Annotated in this window: 20 protein-coding genes; all 20 read left to right on the top strand. The window is 46.0% G+C overall.

The window, feature by feature from the left end:
- The first annotated feature begins 29 nt into the window (after positions 1-29).
- The 20 genes from V1498_RS14425 (at position 30) to V1498_RS14330 (ending at position 21,411) form a co-directional block, all read left to right on the top strand.
- Positions 30-1,394 carry a PTS transporter subunit EIIC gene (locus V1498_RS14425; RefSeq protein WP_409294393.1) on the top strand — a complete coding sequence of 455 codons (1,365 nt, stop codon included), beginning with the start codon at positions 30-32 and terminating at the stop codon, positions 1,392-1,394.
- Between the two features lie 305 nt (positions 1,395-1,699).
- A complete protein-coding gene (locus V1498_RS14420; RefSeq protein WP_409294392.1) occupies positions 1,700-2,794 on the top strand; it encodes a DUF871 domain-containing protein in 1,095 nt (364 codons plus the stop codon).
- Positions 2,795-2,946: 152 nt separating this feature from the next.
- Positions 2,947-4,107 (top strand): ADP-forming succinate--CoA ligase subunit beta, encoded by a 1,161-nt coding sequence (gene sucC, locus V1498_RS14415; RefSeq protein WP_409292248.1) that lies wholly within the window; start codon positions 2,947-2,949, stop codon positions 4,105-4,107.
- Between the two features lie 18 nt (positions 4,108-4,125).
- Positions 4,126-5,028 carry a succinate--CoA ligase subunit alpha gene (sucD, locus tag V1498_RS14410; RefSeq protein ID WP_409294391.1) on the top strand — a complete coding sequence of 301 codons (903 nt, stop codon included), beginning with the start codon at positions 4,126-4,128 and terminating at the stop codon, positions 5,026-5,028.
- Between the two features lie 89 nt (positions 5,029-5,117).
- On the top strand, positions 5,118-6,005 hold the full coding sequence (dprA, locus tag V1498_RS14405) for a DNA-processing protein DprA (RefSeq protein WP_409294390.1): 888 nt from the start codon (positions 5,118-5,120) through the stop codon (positions 6,003-6,005).
- A 260-nt stretch (positions 6,006-6,265) separates the two neighbouring features.
- Positions 6,266-8,341, top strand: coding sequence for a type I DNA topoisomerase (topA, locus tag V1498_RS14400; protein ID WP_409294389.1), 2,076 nt, complete (start codon positions 6,266-6,268; stop codon positions 8,339-8,341).
- Positions 8,342-8,629: 288 nt separating this feature from the next.
- The gene (trmFO, locus tag V1498_RS14395; RefSeq protein WP_409294388.1) at positions 8,630-9,937 is read left to right on the top strand and encodes an FADH(2)-oxidizing methylenetetrahydrofolate--tRNA-(uracil(54)-C(5))-methyltransferase TrmFO; all 1,308 of its coding nucleotides are present in this window, start codon (positions 8,630-8,632) and stop codon (positions 9,935-9,937) included.
- 59 nt (positions 9,938-9,996) lie between these two features.
- The gene (xerC, locus tag V1498_RS14390; protein ID WP_409294387.1) at positions 9,997-10,890 is read left to right on the top strand and encodes a tyrosine recombinase XerC; all 894 of its coding nucleotides are present in this window, start codon (positions 9,997-9,999) and stop codon (positions 10,888-10,890) included.
- Positions 10,891-10,928: 38 nt separating this feature from the next.
- The gene (gene hslV / locus V1498_RS14385; protein ID WP_409294386.1) at positions 10,929-11,471 is read left to right on the top strand and encodes an ATP-dependent protease subunit HslV; all 543 of its coding nucleotides are present in this window, start codon (positions 10,929-10,931) and stop codon (positions 11,469-11,471) included.
- Between the two features lie 20 nt (positions 11,472-11,491).
- Positions 11,492-12,901, top strand: a complete 1,410-nt coding sequence (gene hslU / locus V1498_RS14380) for an HslU--HslV peptidase ATPase subunit (protein WP_409294385.1) — start codon at positions 11,492-11,494, stop codon at positions 12,899-12,901.
- Positions 12,902-13,059: 158 nt separating this feature from the next.
- Positions 13,060-13,839 carry a GTP-sensing pleiotropic transcriptional regulator CodY gene (gene codY / locus V1498_RS14375; protein WP_409292264.1) on the top strand — a complete coding sequence of 260 codons (780 nt, stop codon included), beginning with the start codon at positions 13,060-13,062 and terminating at the stop codon, positions 13,837-13,839.
- Between the two features lie 567 nt (positions 13,840-14,406).
- A complete protein-coding gene (gene flgB, locus V1498_RS14370; protein WP_409294384.1) occupies positions 14,407-14,799 on the top strand; it encodes a flagellar basal body rod protein FlgB in 393 nt (130 codons plus the stop codon).
- Positions 14,800-14,801: 2 nt separating this feature from the next.
- A complete protein-coding gene (flgC, locus tag V1498_RS14365; RefSeq protein WP_409294383.1) occupies positions 14,802-15,260 on the top strand; it encodes a flagellar basal body rod protein FlgC in 459 nt (152 codons plus the stop codon).
- Between the two features lie 10 nt (positions 15,261-15,270).
- A complete protein-coding gene (fliE, locus tag V1498_RS14360; RefSeq protein ID WP_409294382.1) occupies positions 15,271-15,585 on the top strand; it encodes a flagellar hook-basal body complex protein FliE in 315 nt (104 codons plus the stop codon).
- Positions 15,586-15,640: 55 nt separating this feature from the next.
- Positions 15,641-17,233: a flagellar basal-body MS-ring/collar protein FliF gene (gene fliF / locus V1498_RS14355; RefSeq protein WP_409294381.1), complete on the top strand. Its 1,593-nt coding sequence runs from the start codon at positions 15,641-15,643 to the stop codon at positions 17,231-17,233.
- 12 nt (positions 17,234-17,245) lie between these two features.
- Positions 17,246-18,265 carry a flagellar motor switch protein FliG gene (gene fliG / locus V1498_RS14350; protein ID WP_409294380.1) on the top strand — a complete coding sequence of 340 codons (1,020 nt, stop codon included), beginning with the start codon at positions 17,246-17,248 and terminating at the stop codon, positions 18,263-18,265.
- Entirely contained in the window at positions 18,258-19,019 is a 762-nt protein-coding gene (fliH, locus tag V1498_RS14345) for a flagellar assembly protein FliH (RefSeq protein ID WP_409294379.1), read from the top strand. Before fliG ends, fliH begins: the two co-directional genes overlap by 8 nt.
- A gap of 3 nt (positions 19,020-19,022) precedes the next feature.
- Positions 19,023-20,342 (top strand): flagellar protein export ATPase FliI, encoded by a 1,320-nt coding sequence (fliI, locus tag V1498_RS14340; protein ID WP_409294378.1) that lies wholly within the window; start codon positions 19,023-19,025, stop codon positions 20,340-20,342.
- Positions 20,343-20,344: 2 nt separating this feature from the next.
- Positions 20,345-20,788: a flagellar export protein FliJ gene (gene fliJ, locus V1498_RS14335; RefSeq protein WP_409294377.1), complete on the top strand. Its 444-nt coding sequence runs from the start codon at positions 20,345-20,347 to the stop codon at positions 20,786-20,788.
- Positions 20,789-20,796: 8 nt separating this feature from the next.
- Entirely contained in the window at positions 20,797-21,411 is a 615-nt protein-coding gene (locus V1498_RS14330; protein WP_409294376.1) for a MotE family protein, read from the top strand.
- Positions 21,412-21,418 lie beyond the last annotated feature (7 nt).

Raw genomic sequence — 21,418 nt, 5'->3', positions numbered from 1 at the left:
AGCAAAGAAATGATATGGGGGGAAGAAGGATGAGAAAGGAACAGCGTTTAGCGCAGGAAATCACTGCACAAACAGGCGGCGCCCAGAATATTCTCAAGGTGGCGCATTGTATGACAAGGCTTAGGCTTCAATTTAAAAACCCGGACTTGGCAGATATCCAGGCTATCAGGAAAATTGATGGAGTGATGGGAGTCATTGAAGACGAAACCCTGCAGATTGTTCTGGGTCCTGGACTCGTAAATAAAGTGGCAGCAGAGATGAGCGAACTGACCGGCCTGCAGGTAGGAGAAGTAGCAGCTTCCCATGCAGACCTCGCGGATATAAGAAAATCAGAGATTAAAACACGCAATAATACTCCTTTTAAAAATTTATTAAGAAGAATCGGCTCTATTTTTATACCGCTCATCCCCGCGCTTGTAGCATCAGGAATCATTAATGGTGCAGCAAACTTTGCCAAAAATGCCGGCGTAAACCCGGAAACCACCTGGATGCAGATCCTCCTTCTTCTGGGCGGCAGTGTATTTACCATCCTAAGCGTCCTGGTGGGCTGGAATACGGCGAAAGAATTTGGGGGAACTCCTGCACTTGGCGCGATTGCCGGTGCTATTATCATCAACCCGGCGCTCGCAACGATCAAGGTGTTTGGCGACCCTCTGGTCATCGGACGCGGCGGACTGTTTGCCGTCATCTTCGCAGCATGGCTGATGGCCGTCATTGAAAAAAGGGCACGCCGTTTTGTACCCAATTCAGTCGATATCATCGTGACGCCGTTAATTACCGTCCTTGTTGTAGGCATCATTACCCTGGTGGTGGTCCAGCCTGTTGCGGGAATATTATCAGATGGAATCACAAAAGGAATTAATGGGGTTCTTGACATAGGCGGGGCATTTGCCGGAGCAGTGCTTGCGGGAACCTTCCTGCCGCTGGTCATGGTCGGTCTCCACCACGGACTCACTCCGATCCATCTGGAGTTCATCAATAAACTTGATGCCACTCCGCTTCTTACCATCCTTGCAATGGGAGGGGCCGGCCAGGTTGGAGCCTCCATTGCCGTTTATGTGAAAACAAAAAACAAAATGCTTAAAAATATCATCAAAGGTGGTCTGCCTGTTGGATTCCTGGGAATTGGGGAGCCCCTGCTGTATGGGGTAACACTTCCGCTTGGACGTCCATTTTTAACCGCCTGTCTTGGAGCAGCGTGCGGCGGGGCATTCCAGGCTGTCATGAAAACAGCTTCAACGGGCATTGGTGTTTCTGGAATCTCGCTGACACCTTTGATCGCTGACAATAAATTTGTTTTCTATATCCTGGGATTGATCATAGCTTACGTATTCGGCTTTATCTTTACCTATACCTTCGGATTCAAAGAAAGCATGGCAGATAATATGAGATGATGATATGGCCCGGCGCACCTTATTTGAAGGAGCACCGGGCTTTCATCATTAAATCATTGGCTCTTTTCTAAGAGATTGTTGTTTTTTAAATAAGTCTGTGAGGGGATTTAATTATTGAGCAAGTGGATTGGAGCGGAAGGCGCGAGACTCCTGCGGGAGCAGCGGGACAGGTGAGACCCCGCAGGCAAAGCCGAGGAGGCTCACCGCCCGCCCCGCGGAAAGCGAGCGCCTGCAGTGGAAATCCACTTTCTTATTCAATAGCAACAATGTATGCGAAAACAGCCTATTCATAAAGGAGGATAACAATGCTTGGTGTATCAGTATATTTAGGCCACATGGACCAGGAAGCACAAGGGAAGTATCTTGAACGGATGAAGACTGCAGGCTTTTCCTCTATCTTCACATCGCTGCATATTCCGGAAGATGATTCCGGAGAGTTCCCGGCCTTATTGAAAATGCTTGGGAGTCAGGCTGGAGGACTTGGTATGGAATTGATGGCTGACATTTCCCCGATTTCACTCGAATACTTAGGGATTGAAAATGGGGAGATGGAGAGAATCAAAGAACTGGGGGTAACCGGCCTCCGGATGGATTATGGAATTGAAGAACAAACCATAGCAGCACTTTCAAACACAATGAAGGTAGCTTTGAATGCCAGTACAATTGATGAAGCCTTTTATAACCGGCTGAACGATTTGGGCATGTGCTTTGAAAATGCAGAGGCCTGGCATAATTATTATCCGCGGCCGGAGACCGGGCTCGATAAAGAAGCTTTCATTGAAAAAAATAAATGGCTTGAAAGTCTTGGTTTTACTGTAATGGCCTTTGTGCCAGGGGACGAAAACCTCAGAGGGCCGATTTTTAAAGGACTTCCCACTTTGGAGGACCACAGGGGCAGGAGTCCATTTGCATCCTTTTTGGATCTCCACCATGTATGCCATGTTTCCAAAGTGCTGATAGGGGACAGGTCCCTGACACCGGGGACAATGAATAAATTCAAAAAATATTCCGCAGGCATCCTTGAGCTGGATGCCGAGTTCCTGCCTGGGGTGACGCCAGCTGAAAGGGATATTGCGGGCATTGCCCACAAGAGCCGTCCCGACCCATCCCGGGATGTTATACGGTCAGAGCCTTCACGCATCTATGCTGCAGCCAATGCCGCTGTGATCAAGCCTGGACGGCAGCAGGACCGCAAGGCAGGGGCCATCACGATCGACAATGAGCAGTACGGCCGCTATCAGGGTGAACTGCAGATCATCAAAGAGCCGCTTGATGCTGATCCCAATGTGAATGTAATTGGCCATATCAGGGGCCAGGATATTGAATTGATTCCATATCTTTATCCCGGAAAAACTTTCACATTCAAGGACATGACAATTTTCAACAATGAACCGCAATAAACAGCAAAAAAATCTAAAAAAATATAATTTTAGAAAAATAATTTAAATTAAAGACAGGATTCGCGCCGTAAAGGTAGACAGATATTTTTTCTTTTTATACAATGAAAGCGCAGTCTATTTTTTATTGTGATAGTTTGATAGGAGGATGGGAAATGAATATCCATGAATATCAGGGGAAAGAAGTCCTCAGAAAATATGGAGTAGCTGTTCCGAATGGCCGTGTTGCTTTTACAGTTGATGAAGCAGTAGAGGCTGCTAAGGAGCTAGGGACAAAGGTTTGTGTTGTCAAGGCGCAGATTCATGCCGGCGGACGCGGAAAAGCTGGCGGTGTAAAAGTAGCCAAAAGCCTTGAAGAAGTCGAGAAGTATGCTGGTGAAATTCTTGGCAAGACCCTTGTTACGCATCAGACAGGCCCGGAAGGAAAAGAAGTCAAGCGCCTTCTGATCGAAGAAGGATGCGATATCAAAAAAGAATACTACATCGGACTCGTTCTTGACCGCGCCACTTCCCGGATCGTCCTTATGGCTTCCGAAGAGGGCGGTACAGAAATTGAAGAAGTAGCTGAAAAAACGCCTGAGAAAATCTTTAAAGAGACGATCGACCCTGTAGTCGGGCTTACTGGCTACCAGGCCAGAAGGATCGCATTCAATATCAATATCCCAAAAGAGCTGGTTGGACAGGCTGTCAAGTTCATGATGAGCCTTTACACTGCTTTCACTGAAAAAGATTGCTCTATTGCTGAAATCAACCCGCTTGTAGTCACTGGCGACGGGAAAGTAATGGCACTTGATGCTAAGCTGAACTTCGATGCCAATGCACTATACCGAAATAAAGATATAGTAGAATACAGAGATCTAGAAGAAGAAGATCCAAAGGAAATTGAAGCTTCCAAATTTGATCTGACATACATCGCGCTTGACGGCAATATCGGCTGTCTTGTAAACGGTGCAGGCCTTGCCATGGCAACGATGGACATCATCAAGCACTACGGCGGAGATCCGGCCAACTTCCTTGACGTTGGGGGCGGTGCCACTGCAGAAAAGGTAACGGAAGCGTTTAAGATCATCCTTTCCGACCAGAATGTAAAAGGCATTTTCGTCAACATCTTTGGCGGAATCATGAAGTGTGATGTTATTGCTGAAGGTGTTGTTGCTGCGACAAAACAGCTTGGCTTGAATGTGCCGCTTGTTGTGCGCCTTGAAGGTACAAACGTAGACCTGGGCAAGAAGATCCTTAATGAATCTGGATTAAATATCACTGCTGCCGGTTCAATGGCAGATGGCGCAGAAAAGATCGTTAAATTAGTAGGTTAAAAGGCAGGGGGGACAAAAATGAGCGTATTCATTAACAAAGATACTAAAGTCATTGTACAGGGAATCACAGGTTCAACGGCTCTATTCCATACAAAGCAGATGCTTGAATATGGCACACAGATCGTGGCTGGGGTGACACCGGGAAAAGGCGGCACCGAGGTGGAAGGTGTACCTGTTTTCAATACAGTAATAGAAGCAAAAAACCAAACCGGTGCCAATGCTTCCGTTATTTATGTGCCGGCTCCTTTTGCGGCTGATGCAATCCTTGAGGCCGTAGACGCAGAGCTTGACATCGCCATCTGCATCACAGAACATATTCCTGTTCTGGATATGGTTAAAGTTAAGCGTTATATGGAAGGCAAAAAGACCCGCCTTGTCGGGCCTAACTGCCCGGGTGTCATCACTCCAGGCGAGTGCAAGATCGGAATCATGCCTGGTTATATCCATACAAAAGGGCATGTAGGGGTAGTATCCCGCTCTGGAACGCTTACATATGAAGCGGTACACCAGCTTACACAAGCAGGCATTGGCCAGACTACAGCTGTAGGTATCGGCGGAGACCCTGTCAACGGCACAGACTTTATCGATGTATTAAAGGCATTCAACGAAGATGAAGACACATATGCTGTTATCATGATCGGTGAGATCGGCGGAACGGCGGAGGAAGAAGCTGCAGAGTGGATCAAAGCCAATATGACAAAGCCTGTGGTAGGCTTCATCGGTGGAAGAACTGCACCGCCAGGAAAGCGTATGGGCCATGCCGGCGCCATCATTTCCGGCGGAAAGGGAACTGCTGACGAAAAGATCCGTGTTATGAATGAATGCGGCATCCAAGTCGCAGAAACACCATCTGTTATGGGCGAAACCCTCATTTCCGTATTAAAGGAAAAAGGAATTTACGACAAATGTAAGACTCATTAATAAGCTTTTTTGCCGAGGATGCCCTAAAAGGGCAAGTCCCTTTGAAACAGGGCATTCTCGGCTTTTTCCTATGGAAAGGAAGTGTGCAATTGGACAAATGGGAAGAAAGATTAATTCATCTGGATCACTGCAGGGGAATTGGATGGAAGGCGATTTATCACATCCTGAAAAAGGACAGACACCTTGCAAGAATTTATGACCGCAGCTATAACGAATGGAAACAGCTTTTAGACCTGCCCCAGGAAAACCTCCAAAATTTTTATCATGATTTACATACCCTCCACATCAAACGTCTCCTAGAGCAATATGCCGCAAATCAAATTGAATGTCTCACAATCTCAGACTCCGAGTATCCTCCTTCATTAAAAAACATTTTCAACCCGCCCTGGGTGCTGTATACGAGAGGGAATCAGAGCCTTCTTTCAGAAGCCTGCATCCTCGCGGCTGTCGGCTCCAGAAAGCCTGGCACATATGGCCTTCAAGTCATCAAGCACCTCCTGCCGCCTTTAATCAAGAGAGGATATGTCATAGCCAGCGGCCTGGCAGCCGGCATTGATACGGAAGCTCACAAACTGGCTATCCTGCATGGCGGGAAAACCATCGGGGTGCTGGGAAGCGGCCTCCTGCAGATTTATCCCCGGGAAAACACCGGCCTTGCGCTCGAAATGATGAAAAAAGGCATCGTCATTTCTGAGTATTCCCCATTCAAGAAGGCAGAGCCCTGGATGTTTCCGAACAGAAATAGAATCATCAGCGGTCTTTCTGCCGGTGTCTTATTAATAGAAGCAAAAGAAAGAAGCGGTTCGCTCATTACTGCCTATCATGCCATGGAGCAGGGGAAGGACGTCTTTGCAGTGCCCGGCAGCATCCTGAGCCCAGAATCAAGGGGGACCAACAAATTGATACAGGACGGGGCTGCGCCCGTCTTAAGCTGGCAAGATATTGAGGCAGAAATGTCCGGTTCAAACCAAAATTGAATCGAATCAGTTGATAAATTAGACAAAGTAGGATACATTTTTGCAAAATAAAAGCCCCTGTTAGAAAACAATGGGATAAATACTCTGAATATATGATATAAATGAAGAAACATGGGATGAATGGATTTCTTAAACCGCGATGTCTTACGCCTTAATCAGGCAGAATACATAGGTGCGAAAATGATTTAAGATTGACAAACCATTTTTCAATGTTTAATAATAGTGAAGATTTATTAATCCCTCTTTGAGGAGGACTTTGAATGTCTGATTACCTGGTAATAGTGGAATCGCCGGCAAAGGCGAAGACGATTGAAAAATATTTAGGAAAAAAATATAAGGTCAAAGCTTCCATGGGGCATGTGAGAGATTTGCCCAGGAGCCAGATGGGAGTAGACGTTGAAAACGAATTCAATCCAAAGTATATAACCATTAGAGGAAAAGGCCCTGTATTAAAAGATCTGAAAACAGCCGCTAAAAAGGCAAAGAAAATTTATCTGGCGGCTGACCCCGACAGGGAAGGGGAAGCAATTGCCTGGCATCTGGCGCATACTCTGGATGTCGATACCTCATCCGACTGCAGAGTGGTTTTCAATGAAATCACAAAAGACGCCATTAAAGAATCCTTCAAGCATCCAAGGCCGATCGATATGGACCTTGTGGATGCACAGCAGGCAAGGAGGATTCTGGACCGTCTCGTTGGATATAACATCAGTCCGCTCCTGTGGAAAAAAGTCAAGAAAGGCTTGAGCGCAGGGCGGGTCCAATCGGTCGCGGTCCGCTTGATCATCGACCGTGAAAAAGAGATACAAAAATTCATACCAGAAGAATATTGGACAATCAAAGCTGAGTTCATGAAAGGCAAGGACCTGTTCGAAGCATCATTCTTCAGCTTGGATGGTAAAAAAGTGCAGCTGACTAATGAAGAAGAAGTCAATGCGGTATTATCCAGATTGAAGGGCCATGAGTTCCAGGTGTCCAATGTCACCAAGAAAGAGCGCAAAAGAAATGCTGCTGCCCCATTTACGACATCCTCGCTCCAGCAGGAGGCAGCCAGGAAGCTTAATTTCAGGGCGAAAAAGACAATGATGATTGCCCAGCAGCTTTACGAAGGAATCGAGATCGGCAAAGAAGGGACCGCCGGACTCATCACTTATATGAGAACTGACTCAACAAGGATTTCCGACACAGCGAAAAATGAAGCCAGGGAATTCATTTCCGGGCAATATGGCGCCGAATATGCCGTTGCCGAAGAAAGAAAGGACAAAAAGCAAACCAATGCACAGGATGCCCATGAAGCAATCCGGCCAACAAGCGCCTTAAGGGATCCTGCTTCCGTCAAAGACTATCTTTCAAGGGATCAATACAGATTGTATAAGCTGGTCTGGGAGCGCTTCGTCGCAAGCCAGATGGCCCCTGCCATTCTGGATACAATGAGCGTGGACCTTGAAAATTCTGGTGTGCTGTTCAGGGCGACCGGATCAAAAATCAAGTTCGCCGGGTTTATGAAGGTGTATGTAGAAGGAACGGACGATTCAGAAGAAGAAAAGGAAAACTTCCTGCCTGTACTTGAAGAAGGCGACCGCGCGAAAGCAGGGGATATGGATAAGAAACAGCATTTTACCCAGCCGCCGCCGCGATATACAGAAGCACGGCTCGTAAGGACACTGGAGGAGCTCGGGATAGGGCGGCCTTCCACCTTTGCACCGACACTTGATACTATTCAGAAGCGCGGCTACGTCGCACTTGATAATAAAAGGTTCATCCCAACCGAGCTTGGTGAAATCGTACTGGATCTCATCCTTGAATTCTTCCCTGATATTCTTGATGTTGATTTCACAGCAAAGATGGAGAGGGACCTGGATGACATCGAGGACGGAAAGATTGCCTGGGTTCGTGTCATCGACGATTTCTATAAAGACTTCGAAGGACATCTTGAAAAAGCAGAAGCAGAGATGGAGAAAGTCGAAATAAAAGATGAACCTGCAGGCGAGGATTGTGAGAATTGCGGAAGTCCCATGGTTTTTAAAATGGGACGTTACGGCAAGTTTATGGCCTGCTCCAATTTTCCTGACTGCCGCAATACCAAAGCCATTGTCAAGGAGATTGGCGTTAAGTGCCCGAACTGCCATGAAGGTAATATCATCGAAAGAAAAAGCAAGAAGAAACGGATCTTCTACGGCTGTGATCGATATCCTGAATGTGAGTTTATTTCATGGGATAAGCCGCTTGCGCGGAAATGTCCGAAATGCGACAATTTCCTGGTGGAAAAGAAGCTTAAAAAGGGCATTCAGGTTCAATGTGTGAACTGCGATTACAAAGAAGAGCCGCAAAGCTAGACAGGTGGGGATTCCCCACCTGCTTTTTAAATGGGGGGAAAGTTAGGATATTATAAAGCCGTTTCTTAAAAAACTTCAGGAAAAACCAGAAATCATGAAACTTTTTTTATTTTCACGCGTATTGTAAAATGCATATGGACAAGTATAGAGTTTATGGTTTATAATGCTTTGTTCGGACTTGCACAATCTGTCCTGTGAAACAGTCATGTTTTACGCTGATCATTTAAGGAAACGATAGTTTAAAATAAATCATTTTATAATTCATAGATGTTATCGGAGGTTCGTAAAATGGAAAAAGCAGCAGTTAATGTAATCGGCGCCGGCCTTGCTGGCAGTGAAGCAGCCTGGCAGCTCGCAAAGAGAGGGATCAAGGTAAACCTGTTTGAAATGCGCCCGGTCAGGCAGACGCCTGCCCACCATACAGATAAATTTGCCGAGCTTGTCTGCAGCAATTCTTTACGTGCCAATACACTGACCAATGCTGTAGGAGTACTTAAGGAAGAGATGAGGAAGCTTGACTCTATCATCATATCGTCTGCAGACGCCTGCTCGGTGCCAGCGGGCGGGGCGCTTGCCGTCGACCGGCATGAATTTGCCGCCAGAGTGACAGAGATGGTAAAGAACCATGAAAATGTAACAGTCTATAATGAAGAGGTAACTGAAATCCCTGAAGGGCCGACAATCATTGCGACAGGCCCGCTGACAAGCCCGGCCCTTGCCGAGAAGTTAAAGGCGCTGACTGGCGAAGAATACCTTTACTTCTATGATGCGGCAGCTCCCATTCTTGAGAAAGACAGCATCGATATGGAAAAGGTGTATCTGAAATCAAGGTATGACAAAGGAGAAGCCGCTTACCTGAACTGTCCTATGAATGAGGAAGAGTTCGACCGCTTTTATGAGGCGCTTACGGCTGCAGAAACAGTGCCATTAAAGGAATTTGAAAAAGAAATATTCTTTGAAGGCTGTATGCCGATCGAAGTGATGGCTCAGCGCGGTAAAAAGACCATGCTGTTCGGCCCGCTCAAACCAGTCGGCCTGGAGGATCCCAAGACAGGCAAACGGCCTTATGCCGTTGTCCAATTAAGGCAGGATGATGCTGCCGGTACATTATATAATATAGTAGGTTTTCAGACACATCTTAAATGGGGACCGCAAAAAGAGGTTATACAGCTGATACCGGGCCTTGAGAATGCAGAAATTGTCAGATACGGTGTTATGCACCGCAATACATTCATCAACTCTCCTAAAGTGCTGAAGGCGACATATCAGCTTCGTGCCCGTGAGGATTTATTCTTCGCCGGCCAGATGACAGGGGTAGAGGGTTATGTAGAATCTGCCGCTTCAGGACTTGCAGCAGGCATTAATGCGGCTCGGCTGGTGGCCGGCCGGGAGCCGGTTGAGTTTCCGCAGGAAACGGCTATTGGAAGCATGGCAAGATATATCACCTCAGCCAACACTAAGAACTTCCAGCCGATGAATGCCAACTTTGGCCTGTTCCCGGATCTTGAGAAACGGATCAAAGCTAAAAAAGACCGCAATGAATTGCATGCAAACCGGGCGTTAGAAACAATTCAGAACTTTGTGAAAAGTTTGTAAAATAAATTGCCTGGCTATATAAACTATGTTACTATTTAGAAGCTTTGCGGGGAGGCAGTATGGAAACTGAAAAGATCCAGGCGGATGCTTTCATCGAGTATCTGCAGGTAGAAAAGAACAGCTCGCAGCATACCATTTCGAATTACCTGAAAGACATCAATGAATTCATGGAATTCATGACTGATCATAAAATTTCCGGATTTGAGATGGTTGAATATACAGATGCCAGATACTACCTGACGGTTCTGCATGACAAGAAGCTCGCAAAAAAAACCATAGCCAGGAAAACATCCTGCCTGCGCAGTCTTTATAAATTCCTCATGCGGGAGAAGGCAGTGGAGTCCAATCCATTTGCCCAGGTATCGCTTCCGAAAAAAGAGCATAAACTTCCCCGTTTCCTTTATGAACAGGAGCTGCAGCCGCTATTTGAAGTCTGTGGGGAAGAAACCCCCATGGGAAAAAGGGACCTTGCACTGCTCGAGCTGCTGTATGGAACGGGCATAAGGGTCAGCGAGTGCTGTTCGGTCACGCTGAAGGATCTTGACGCGGGCCTTGGCACCCTGCTTGTTCATGGAAAAGGAAGGAAGGACAGATACCTGCCAGTCGGAGGCCTGGCTCTTGCTGCCGTCAAGGAGTATTTATCCATCAGAAGCTCATTGCTTAAGGGTGCAGAACATGAGTATTTGTTCGTGAATGCAAAAGGGTCCCCGCTGACTGCCAGGGGGGTCAGGTACATATTAGACCGGATCATAAAGAAGGCAGCCAAGGATAAGAGTCTGCATCCGCATATGCTCAGGCATTCCTTTGCCACACACCTGTTGAATAATGGGGCCGATCTCAGGACCGTACAGGAATTATTGGGCCACTCTGAGATCTCGTCCACTCAAATATATACACATGTAACAAAGGAACAGCTCAGGAAGGTCTATCAATCCGCACATCCAAGGGCATAACCTGCCCATTTTATCAAAGGTGTTGAAAGGAGAACGTTATGGGTAATTTCCATGCTACAACAATATTTGCTGTCCAGCATAATGGTGAATGTGCAATGTCAGGTGACGGACAGGTTACATTCGGCAACGCTGTGGTCATGAAGCATACCGCAAGGAAGGTGCGCAAGATATTCAACGGCAGGGTCCTTGCCGGGTTTGCCGGATCTGTAGCCGATGCATTCACACTGTTTGAGAAGTTCGAGGGGAAACTTGAGGAATATAACGGGAATCTGCAGAGGGCAGCTGTGGAACTCGCGAAAGAGTGGCGAAGCGATAAAGTCCTGAGAAAGCTTGAAGCCATGCTTATAGTCATGGACCAGAAAGATCTGCTGCTCGTATCCGGTACAGGGGAAGTAATCGAGCCGGATGACGGCATCCTTGCCATTGGTTCAGGAGGAAATTATGCGCTGTCTGCCGGAAGGGCGCTTAAACGGTATTCGGGTGAGCATCTGAATGCACGCGAAATCGCCAAGGCATCCCTTGATATCGCTTCAGAGGTATGTGTGTATACAAATTCCAATATCATTGTAGAAGAGCTCTAATTCCGAAAAGGAGTGATAATATGAAGACGACCAGGGAAAACATGACTCCAAGACAGATCGTTGAAAAGCTTAATCAGTATATAGTCGGGCAAAACGACGCTAAAAAAGCAGTTGCGATTGCGCTCAGGAACCGCTATAGGAGAATGCAGCTCAAGGACAGGCTGAGGGATGAAGTGGTACCCAAAAACATCCTGATGATCGGTCCTACCGGTGTTGGTAAAACCGAAATCGCCAGGAGGATGGCCAAACTTGTCGGTGCTCCTTTTGTAAAAGTAGAGGCTACAAAATTTACTGAAGTAGGATATGTCGGGCGGGATGTTGAGTCAATGGTAAGGGACCTTGCCGAGACTTCTGTCCGCCTGATCAAAGAGGAAAAAATGCTTGCCGTGAAAGAACGGGCAGAAAAAAATGCCAATGCACGGCTGGTGGAACTCCTCGTGCCGGCTGCCAAGAAAGCGAACGGCAACTTTAAAAATCCGCTTGAAATGCTTTTCGGAGGAATGCAGCAGGAGCAGGAGCAGGAAACCGAAACCGAGGATTACAGCATCTATGAAAAGCGGAAAGCTGTGGAAGCTAAGCTTGCAGCAGGGGAGCTTGAGAACGAAATGGTGACTGTAGAGGTCGAGGAACAGGCTCCATCGATGTTTGATATGCTGCAGGGGTCCGGCATGGAGCAGATGGGCATGAATATGCAGGATGCGCTTGGAAGCCTCATTCCAAAGCGGTCCAAAAAAAGGAAGCTTATGGTGAGCGAAGCCAGAAAGGTCCTGACTAATGAAGAAGCAGGCAAGCTGATAGACATGGAAGATGTTACACAGGAGGCTGTTTACAGAGCCGAACAGAACGGCATCATCTTTATTGATGAAATCGACAAGATTGCAAGCAAATCGTCTGGCAGCTCTTCTGCCGATGTTTCCCGCGAAGGTGTCCAGCGTGATATCCTTCCTGTAGTGGAAGGATCGACAGTCATCACGAAGTATGGGCCTGTGAGAACCGATCACGTCCTCTTTATGGCAGCTGGAGCCTTCCATATGTCTAAGCCTTCTGATCTAATACCGGAGCTGCAGGGACGCTTCCCGATCCGTGTGGAATTGAAGAAGCTGACGGTGGATGACTTTGTCCGCATCCTTCATGAGCCTGACAATGCCCTTTTAAAGCAATATACGGCTTTATTGGAAACAGAAGGTATACAAATTGAATTTTCTGACGAAGCTATTCGTAGAATCGCTGAAGTAGCTTTCGATGTGAACCAGAATACCGATAATATAGGAGCTAGAAGGCTCCACACCATTCTGGAAAAGCTCCTTGAGGATCTTTCCTTCGAGGCGCCGGACATTACAATGGAAAAAATTACAATCACACCTCAATATGTAGAGGATAAGCTAGGAACCATTTCACGGGATAAAGATCTCAGCCAGTTCATTTTATAAGGCTGGGTACACTCTAAGTTTGAATTGAAACTGTTAGGGTAGTTAACAAATGGATGATTTCAAAGCTTTTCCTCAAATATCGTAGGTCATTGCATAAGAAATATGTTTATATAAGCCAATTATACTTAATATGGCACTAGGTAGGAGGAAATTTAGTAATGAATTTATTGACTAAAACAAGAACGATTAACAGCATGCTGCAAAGCTCTGCCGGGAAGCCGGTTAACTTCAAAGAAATGGCGGAAAGCCTCAGCGAGGTAATTGAAGCGAATGTATTTGTCGTGAGCAGAAGAGGGAAGCTTCTTGGCTTTTCAATCAACCAGCAGATAGAAAACGAGCGTATGAAGCAGATGCTTGAAGACCGCCAATTCCCTGAGGAATACATCAAAGGTCTTTCAACCATCCAGGAAACCTCTTCCAACATCGACATTGAAAGTGAATATACTGCTTTCCCTGTTGAGAATAAAGAATTATTCAGTGCGGGCCTGACCACCATCGTCCCAATCATCGGCGGCGGCGAACGCCTTGGAACACTCATTCTTGCCAGGCTAGAAGAGAAGTTCCATGACGATGATCTGATCCTTGCTGAGTATGGCGCAACTGTAGTCGGTATGGAGATCCTCCGTGAAAAAGCTGAGGAAATCGAAGAGGAAGCACGGAGCAAGGCCGTTGTCCAAATGGCGATCAGCTCCCTTTCATACAGTGAATTAGAAGCCATTGAGCATATCTTTGAAGAATTGAAAGGAAATGAAGGCCTCCTTGTCGCGTCCAAAATTGCTGACCGTGTGGGCATTACCAGATCTGTAATCGTGAATGCATTGAGGAAGCTTGAAAGTGCGGGAGTCATTGAGTCCCGTTCCCTTGGAATGAAAGGTACTTATATTAAAGTTCTGAATTCCAAGTTCCTGGTTGAGCTTGATAAGCTGAAAAGCAGCTGATAGAATTTCCTGCATCTAATGGGGAATTAGCCTGTAAAAAGAGGTCCGGAAAGAAATTTCCGGGCCTCTTTATTTTTTTTGTAATAGACTGTGAGTTCATGCAGTATTTGAAAATCACAAAGAAGCGCGAATGGCCGGAATTTTTCAATCGTCATCTAATATCGAGTATAAAGAGATTCACCTTCAATAAAAAAATTGGGAGGTTTCTATGTAATCCCCCATACGCTAAATGCGCCTCAGTGGGACTGATGGAAAATAGCTAAAAAGATTTAGGTAAAAATACCTACTCAAGTAATAAAACTAAAAATTTTATTTTTTTCCTTTTTAAAAGTTTCTAGATGTTTCCTAGTTAAATACGCTGATTTAAAAAGGGCTCTGTAATGCAAATGACACAATTGTGTAACTTATTTATCAAAAATAGGACTATTAACACAGTTTTTTGCTGTTTAGGTCATAGACAGCGTCTGAAGGTTTAATTACAATAAGTTATGTGTTTCATTTACAAAAAATGGCCTGTTTCTACAAAATTCTCGTTTTTGTATAATATTTCATGTCGAGGTGGATTCGATGAATCTCTTTTCAAGTTCAATAAATACGCTGGAGCGGGCGCTGGATTACTCTTCTTTGAAACAAAAAGTAATCTCGCAGAATATAGCAAATGCTGACACTCCGAATTATAAGGCAAAGGATGCCTCATTCAAGGCGATCCTTCAGCAGGAGCAGGACTCAATCGTGAAAGCCTACCGCACAAATCCGAAACATTTTAATTTCTTGGCAGGTTCGGGTCAGACCGGTGTCTTCACAAGGAACGATGTGCAGTATAACCATAATGGGAACTCCGTCGATGTTGATAAAGAAATGAGCAGCCTGGCAGAAAATCAAATTTATTATAATGCCATTACCCAGCAAATCAGCGGAAAGTTCCAAACTCTACAATCAATCATTAAAGGCGGCAGATGATCATGAGTATATTCCATAGCATGAATACGACGGCTTCCGCCCTGACCGCACAGAGACTGAGGATGGATGTGATTTCGTCCAATATGGCCAATGTGGACACGACGAGGGGTACATACAATGCTGAAACAGGCAAATGGGAGCCATACCAGCGCAAGAGCGTTGTCCTGCAGTCAAAGGAAGGCAGTTTTGCCAGTTATTTTAATAAAGCATCGGGTGCTGACTCAGCCGGGCATGGAGTCCGGGCAGCCAGAATTATAAATGATGATAAAACCCCTCCGAAACTGGTATATGACCCGGAGCATCCTGATGCGGATGAAAACGGATATGTACAAATGCCTAATGTCGATCCATTAAGGGAAATGGTTGACTTGATGAGCGCTACGAGGTCGTACGAAGCAAACGTAACAGTGCTCAATGCATCCAAAGGGATGCTCCTGAAGGCACTCGAGATAGGAAAGTAGGTGGCGGATAATGATTAATGGATTGAATGCACTGCAGCCATTTAAGGCGGAGGCACCAGATTTAAAAAACCAGGTGAATACACTCAGTACACCATCCGAAGCACAATCGAATTTTGCGTCCGTACTTAAAGATTCAATTGAAAAAATCAATGAAACTCAAAAAGCGTCTGAACAGATGACAACAAAGCTTGCCATGGGGGAGAATGTAGACCTTCACCAGGTTATGATCGCTTCCCAGAAGGCAGGGGTTACCCTGCAGGCAGCGATGGAAGTGCGTAATAAGGTGGTAGAAGCATACCAGGAAGTAATGAGGATGCAGGTATAGTGCTGCATGAAGCAGACTTTCGATATAAGAATCATAGATAAACCGGGGGAACAGGATGAACGCATTTATTGGAAATTTCAAAAATAAAATAACTGGGTTTTGGAGCAGGAGATCGAGCAAACAAAGAACTTTGCTGATCGCCTCTGTCATCCTGGTACTGCTGCTCATTACTGCGGCTGCCATATTTTCTGCCAAGAAGAACATGGTTCCACTCTATAGCAATCTGGCACCCTCTGAAACTGGTACAATCAAGGAAAATTTGGATGGCAGGGGAATTCCTTCTGAAATTGCCGATGAAGGAAAAACCATCCTTGTGCCGGATGAAAACGTGGATGCCTTGAAAGTGGAACTGGCAGCGGAAGGCATTCCGGAATCTGGCAGCATTGATTATTCATTTTTCAGTCAGAATGCCGGCTTCGGTATGACTGACAACGAATTTCAGGTAGTCAAGCTGGACTCCATGCAGACAGAGCTGTCCAATCTGATAAAAGGGATTGACGGAGTGGAGGAAGCCAAGGTTATGCTCAGCCTTCCGGAAAAGGGGATCTTCGTAAGTGATTCAGCCGAAGAAGCGTCTGCCTCCATTGTGCTGAATACAAAGCCCGGATACAAATTCCAGGAGGGTCAGATCAAGTCGCTTTATCACCTTGTAGCAAAAAGCGTGCCTAACCTGCCTGAGGATAATATCGTCATCATGAATCAGAATTTTGAGTATTTTGACCTGAAAAATGAAAATAATTTTCAATCTGGCACAGTATTCACAGCTCAGCATGAGATGAAAAAAGAAATTGAACGGGATATTCAGCGCCAGGTGCAGAACATGCTCGGTACCCTGATGGGAAGGGACAAGGTGGTTGTCTCAGTTACTGCTGATGTAGACTTTACCCAAGAAAACAGAGAAGAAAACCTCGTGGAACCGGTTGATAAGGAAAATATGAAAGGCATCGCGCTGAGTGCCCAAAAAATAACGGAAACATTTTCTGGCGAAGGTGCTGCTCCCGGCGGGACTCCGCAGGCGGAAGATACGTCAGATACACTTGGCACGAACTATGCTGAAGGATCAAACCAGAACGGGGATTATGAAAAGATAGAAGACACTATCAACTATGAGATCAACAGAATCAAGAAAGATATTGTGGAAAGTCCATATAAGCTCCGGGATCTTGGAATCCAGGTAATGGTCGAACCGCCGAAAAAGAATGATATTAATTCTCTCCCTCAGGAAAGGGTGGATGATATCACGAAGGTGCTTGGCACTATTGTCCGTACTTCCATCGATAAAGAGTATCTTCCGGAAACCGTCACAGATCAGGATATCAATAACAAGATTGCTGTATCGGTACAGCCTTTCAATGGGAAGATGGAGTTTACTGATGAACAGGGAAATAAAATTCCGTTATGGGCATATATTGCCGGCGGTATCCTGCTGGCAGCCCTTATTGTTGTAATCGTGATTCTTCTCCGCCGAAGAAGAGATGAGACAGAAGAAGAAATCATCATTGAAGAACAGATTGACCTCAAAATACCTGATGTCACAGAAGAAAACGAGACAGAAGGAACATTGCGCAAAAAGCAGCTGGAGAGATTGGCAAAGGAACGCCCTGAAGAGTTTGCTAAATTGCTTAGAACATGGATAACAGAAGAATAGGAGGAGACAAGATTGTCGGTAAAAGAGAAAAAAGGCGCGCTAAGCGGTAAACAGAAGGCAGCCATACTGCTGATTTCCCTTGGTCCTGATGTTTCAGCTTCTGTGTACAAGCATCTGTCCGAAGAGGAAATAGAAAGACTGACGCTTGAAATATCCGGGGTCAGGAAAGTGGACTCGAAGAATAAAGAAGAAATCATGGAAGAGTTCCATAACATTGCCATCGCCCAGGATTATATCAGCCAAGGCGGTATCGGATATGCCAAGCAGGTCCTCGAAAAGGCGCTTGGCACCGACCAGGCGGCAGCCATCATCAACAGGCTTACTTCTTCCTTGCAGGTGCGCCCATTCGATTTTGCCAGAAAAGCTGACCCAGGCCAGATTTTGAATTTTATACAGAATGAGCATCCGCAGACGATAGCTCTCATTCTTTCCTACCTGGACCCGGCACAGGCCGGACAGATTCTCTCAGAGCTGCCGCAGGAAGTTCAGGCAGACATTGCCAGGAGAATTGCGGTGATGGACAGCACCTCGCCGGAAATCATCAATGAAGTTGAGCAGATATTGGAGCGCAAGCTGTCAGCCACCGTTACACAGGATTACACCCAGACCGGCGGGGTAGAAGCGGTTGTGGAAGTGTTGAACGGAGTGGACAGGGCAACAGAAAGGACAATCCTTGATGCGCTGGAGATTCAGGATCCGGAGCTAGCCGAGGAAATCAAGAAAAGAATGTTTGTGTTTGAAGATATCGTTACACTCGATTCCAGGGCCATCCAGAGAGTCATCCGTGATGCGGAGAATGAAGATCTTATGCTCAGCCTGAAGGTTTCAAGCGAAGAGGTAAAAGACATTGTCTTTAAAAATATGTCCAAACGCATGGTGGATACTTTCAAAGAGGAAATGGAATATATGGGACCAGTAAGGCTTCGTGATGTCGAAGAAGCACAATCGAGGATCGTGGCGGTAATCAGACGTCTTGAAGAGACCGGAGAAATCGTGATTGCACGCGGCGGAGGAGATGACATCATTGTCTAGAATCATAAAATCTGCCCATTCCTATAAAGAACCCGTAAATAAGACAATCAGCATTCGGAAGCTCGAATCATTCCTGATTTCGAGCGAGGAAGCTTCTGAAATGTTTTCGCCGGCTCCTGATATGGATCATGTTCTGGAAGCGGAGAAAAGAGCCGAAGAAATCATCTCATACGCAAATGCAGAAGCAGACAAGATCCGGAGCCATGCAGAATCCGAGAAACAGAGATGGGAAGACGAATTGCTTCCTGCCTGGAAAGAGCAGGCCTGGCAGGAGGGTTTTTTGGAAGGACGGCAGGCCGGACAAGATGAGATAGCGGGAGAAATGGCAGAACAATTACAGACAGCCCGGGATACAGTGGATAAAGCGCGCCTGGATTATAAAGCTCATATAGAATCGTCAGAATCTGCCATCCTTTCATTAAGTATAAAAGTCGCCGAAAAAATCATAGGCATCAAGCTTTCAGAATCGGCTGAACATTTCCTTCCCCTGGTGAAAAGGGCAGTGAAGGAAGCACGGGAATTTAAAGAAGTCCAGCTTCATATCCATCCTTCCCGCTACGGCTTCCTGCTTGCGGAAAAGGAGAGCCTAAGCTCCCTGTTCCCGAGGGAAACTGACTTTTACATTTATCCTAATGATGACATCGATGAACAGGGCTGTGTAATTGAATCCAGTCATGGACGGATTGATGCAGGCGTGGACAGCCAGCTTCTGGAGATTAAGGAAAAGCTGCTAAAGCTATTAGAGGGAGAGTAAAAAGTGAAAGCATGTGACTTGCTTCCAATGATAGATGATGTGAATACTTTCAAGCATTATGGCAGAGTCAAACGGGTCGTAGGCCTGATGATTGAGTCTCAGGGACCGGAGAGCTCAGTCGGGGATGTCTGTTATATCCATACTGGGAACAAGGGGAAAAAGAATAGGATAAGGGCCGAAGTCGTCGGCTTTAAGGATGAAAATGTCATCCTCATGCCATATACCGCCGTCAGTGATATTTCACCGGGAAGCCTGGTAGAAACAACGTCCAGTCCGCTTGAAATAAAGGTTGGGGCCGAACTCATCGGCAGTGTGATCGATTCATTAGGCATGCCCCTCGATGGATCTTCACTGCCACGGGGACTTGCATCTGTACCTACTGAACAAGATCCGCCGAATCCGATGGAAAGACCGCCCATTTCAGAAAGCATTGATGTAGGGGTGAGGATGATCGATTCCCTCCTGACGGTCGGGAATGGCCAGCGAGTCGGGATTTTTGCGGGCAGTGGTGTTGGTAAAAGTACGTTACTGGGTATGATAGCCCGTAATACCAAGGCGGATTTAAACGTCATTGGCCTGATAGGGGAACGAGGAAGGGAAGTTCGGGAATTCATCGAACGCGACCTCGGCCCGGAAGGACTGAGAAGGTCCATCGTAGTTGTTGCGACGTCGGATTCTCCGGCCCTCATGAGGATTAAGGGCGCCTTTACTGCGACAGCCATCGCCGAGTATTTCCGTGATAAAGGTCTGAATGTCATGCTGATGATGGATTCAGTGACGCGGGTGGCGATGGCACAGCGCGAAATCGGGCTTGCTGTCGGAGAGCCGCCGACCACAAAGGGGTACACGCCTTCTGTATTCGGGATCCTGCCTCGTCTTCTGGAAAGGACAGGCACTAACGTACATGGCTCAATCACTGCCTTTTATACGGTGCTTGTGGATGGAGATGATATGAATGAACCGATTGCTGATACAGTCAGGGGGATATTGGACGGCCATTTTGTCCTGGACCGTTCACTTGCCAACAAGGGCCAATATCCAGCCATCAATGTGCTGAAAAGCATTAGCAGGATCATGAACAATATTGCGGATGGCCAGCATGTCAAAATGGCTGAAAGATTAAGAGAATTGCTTTCTACCTACATTAATTCAGAAGACTTGATCAATATCGGTGCCTATAAAAGGGGTTCTTCCAAAGAAATTGACGAAGCCATCATGAAATACCCCGAAATCATTTCATTTCTCAAACAGAGTACAAGTGAAAAGGTCTCGAAGGATGAGAGTATAGAGAGGCTTTTAAAATTAATGGAGGGCAATGAATAGCCATGCAGTATCATTATAAGTTTGAGAAGCTTCTATCCTTAAAAGAAAAAGAGAAAAGAGATGCCTTTTCTAAATACAGCGAATCTTTGAAGCAGTTTGAAGAATCTGCAGAAAAGCTGTACAGATTGCTGAAGAAAAAAGAGGATCTTCACTCTTTTCAGCAGGAAAAGCTGAAAGCTGGAATGCCTGTGCAGGATATCAGGCATCATCAGCAATTCATGGAAAATCTCGAGAAAATCATCAGCCACCAGCAAAAAATGGTAATCGATGCAAGGCTTAAAATGAACATTCTTCAGGAGAAACTGGCTGAATCCAATATAGAAGTGCGCAAATATGAAAAAATCAAAGAAAAAGACCTGGAAAACTTTTTGGATGTGATCAAGTTTGAAGAAAGCCGGCAGATGGACGAGATTTCTATCCAGCAGTATGTAAGCCGGGAAATGTAGGTGAGAAATTGGACAAGGAATTAGAGCTTGAGGAGAAAAGGCAGAATAGGGTTCAGTGGTTCATTTTCGTAATCCTCATTCCTCTTATCGCAGCAAGCATATTTACAATCGTCATCCTGAAGGCCGCCGGGATAGATGCAGGTAAGGCTGCCAAAGGCTTAGGGGAAAAGATTCCGGGAATCAAAGAACTGGTCAAAGAGGAAAAAAAGCCTCCTGCCAAAAGGTATGAAACCCAGATTGCGAGTCTGCAGGATACATTGAAAAAAAATGAGGCGAAAATATCCCAGCTGGAAAGCATTATAGACAGCCGCGACAAAGTCATCAGCAGCAACGAAATTGAAAAACAAAGGCTGGATCAGGAAATCGTCGAATTGACGAAGGCAAAGGATGAGAATAAAAAAGCATTCAAGGATATCATCCAGACCTACCAGAACATGTCTCCTGGGAAGGCTGCCCCGATCCTTTCAGAGCTTGATGAAAACGAGGCAGTCAAAATTCTTTCCAACCTAAGCAGTGAAACACTTGCAGCAATACTTGAGAAAATGGAGCCGGCAGAAGCCGCGTCCCTCACTCAGAAACTGACTGTAAATGTCGAGAAGGAAGGCAGCGGCTCTGCCCAATAATTGAAAG

The sequence above is a fragment of the Paraperibacillus marinus genome (genome assembly GCF_046237605.1).
GTDB lineage: Bacteria > Bacillota > Bacilli > Bacillales > DSM-1321 > Paraperibacillus > Paraperibacillus marinus.
This window is presented reverse-complemented; position numbering and strand designations above follow the sequence as displayed.

Coding starts and splice junctions, on each gene's coding strand:
- hslV (WP_409294386.1), top strand. CDS start 10,929: ATGGGTAATTTCCATGCTACAACAATATTTGCTGTCCAGCATAATGGT.
- hslU (WP_409294385.1), top strand. CDS start 11,492: ATGAAGACGACCAGGGAAAACATGACTCCAAGACAGATCGTTGAAAAG.
- flgB (WP_409294384.1), top strand. CDS start 14,407: ATGAATCTCTTTTCAAGTTCAATAAATACGCTGGAGCGGGCGCTGGAT.
- flgC (WP_409294383.1), top strand. CDS start 14,802: ATGAGTATATTCCATAGCATGAATACGACGGCTTCCGCCCTGACCGCA.
- codY (WP_409292264.1), top strand. CDS start 13,060: ATGAATTTATTGACTAAAACAAGAACGATTAACAGCATGCTGCAAAGC.
- V1498_RS14425 (WP_409294393.1), top strand. CDS start 30: ATGAGAAAGGAACAGCGTTTAGCGCAGGAAATCACTGCACAAACAGGC.
- topA (WP_409294389.1), top strand. CDS start 6,266: ATGTCTGATTACCTGGTAATAGTGGAATCGCCGGCAAAGGCGAAGACG.
- sucD (WP_409294391.1), top strand. CDS start 4,126: ATGAGCGTATTCATTAACAAAGATACTAAAGTCATTGTACAGGGAATC.
- fliJ (WP_409294377.1), top strand. CDS start 20,345: ATGCAGTATCATTATAAGTTTGAGAAGCTTCTATCCTTAAAAGAAAAA.
- V1498_RS14420 (WP_409294392.1), top strand. CDS start 1,700: ATGCTTGGTGTATCAGTATATTTAGGCCACATGGACCAGGAAGCACAA.
- fliF (WP_409294381.1), top strand. CDS start 15,641: ATGAACGCATTTATTGGAAATTTCAAAAATAAAATAACTGGGTTTTGG.
- xerC (WP_409294387.1), top strand. CDS start 9,997: ATGGAAACTGAAAAGATCCAGGCGGATGCTTTCATCGAGTATCTGCAG.
- fliE (WP_409294382.1), top strand. CDS start 15,271: ATGATTAATGGATTGAATGCACTGCAGCCATTTAAGGCGGAGGCACCA.
- trmFO (WP_409294388.1), top strand. CDS start 8,630: ATGGAAAAAGCAGCAGTTAATGTAATCGGCGCCGGCCTTGCTGGCAGT.
- sucC (WP_409292248.1), top strand. CDS start 2,947: ATGAATATCCATGAATATCAGGGGAAAGAAGTCCTCAGAAAATATGGA.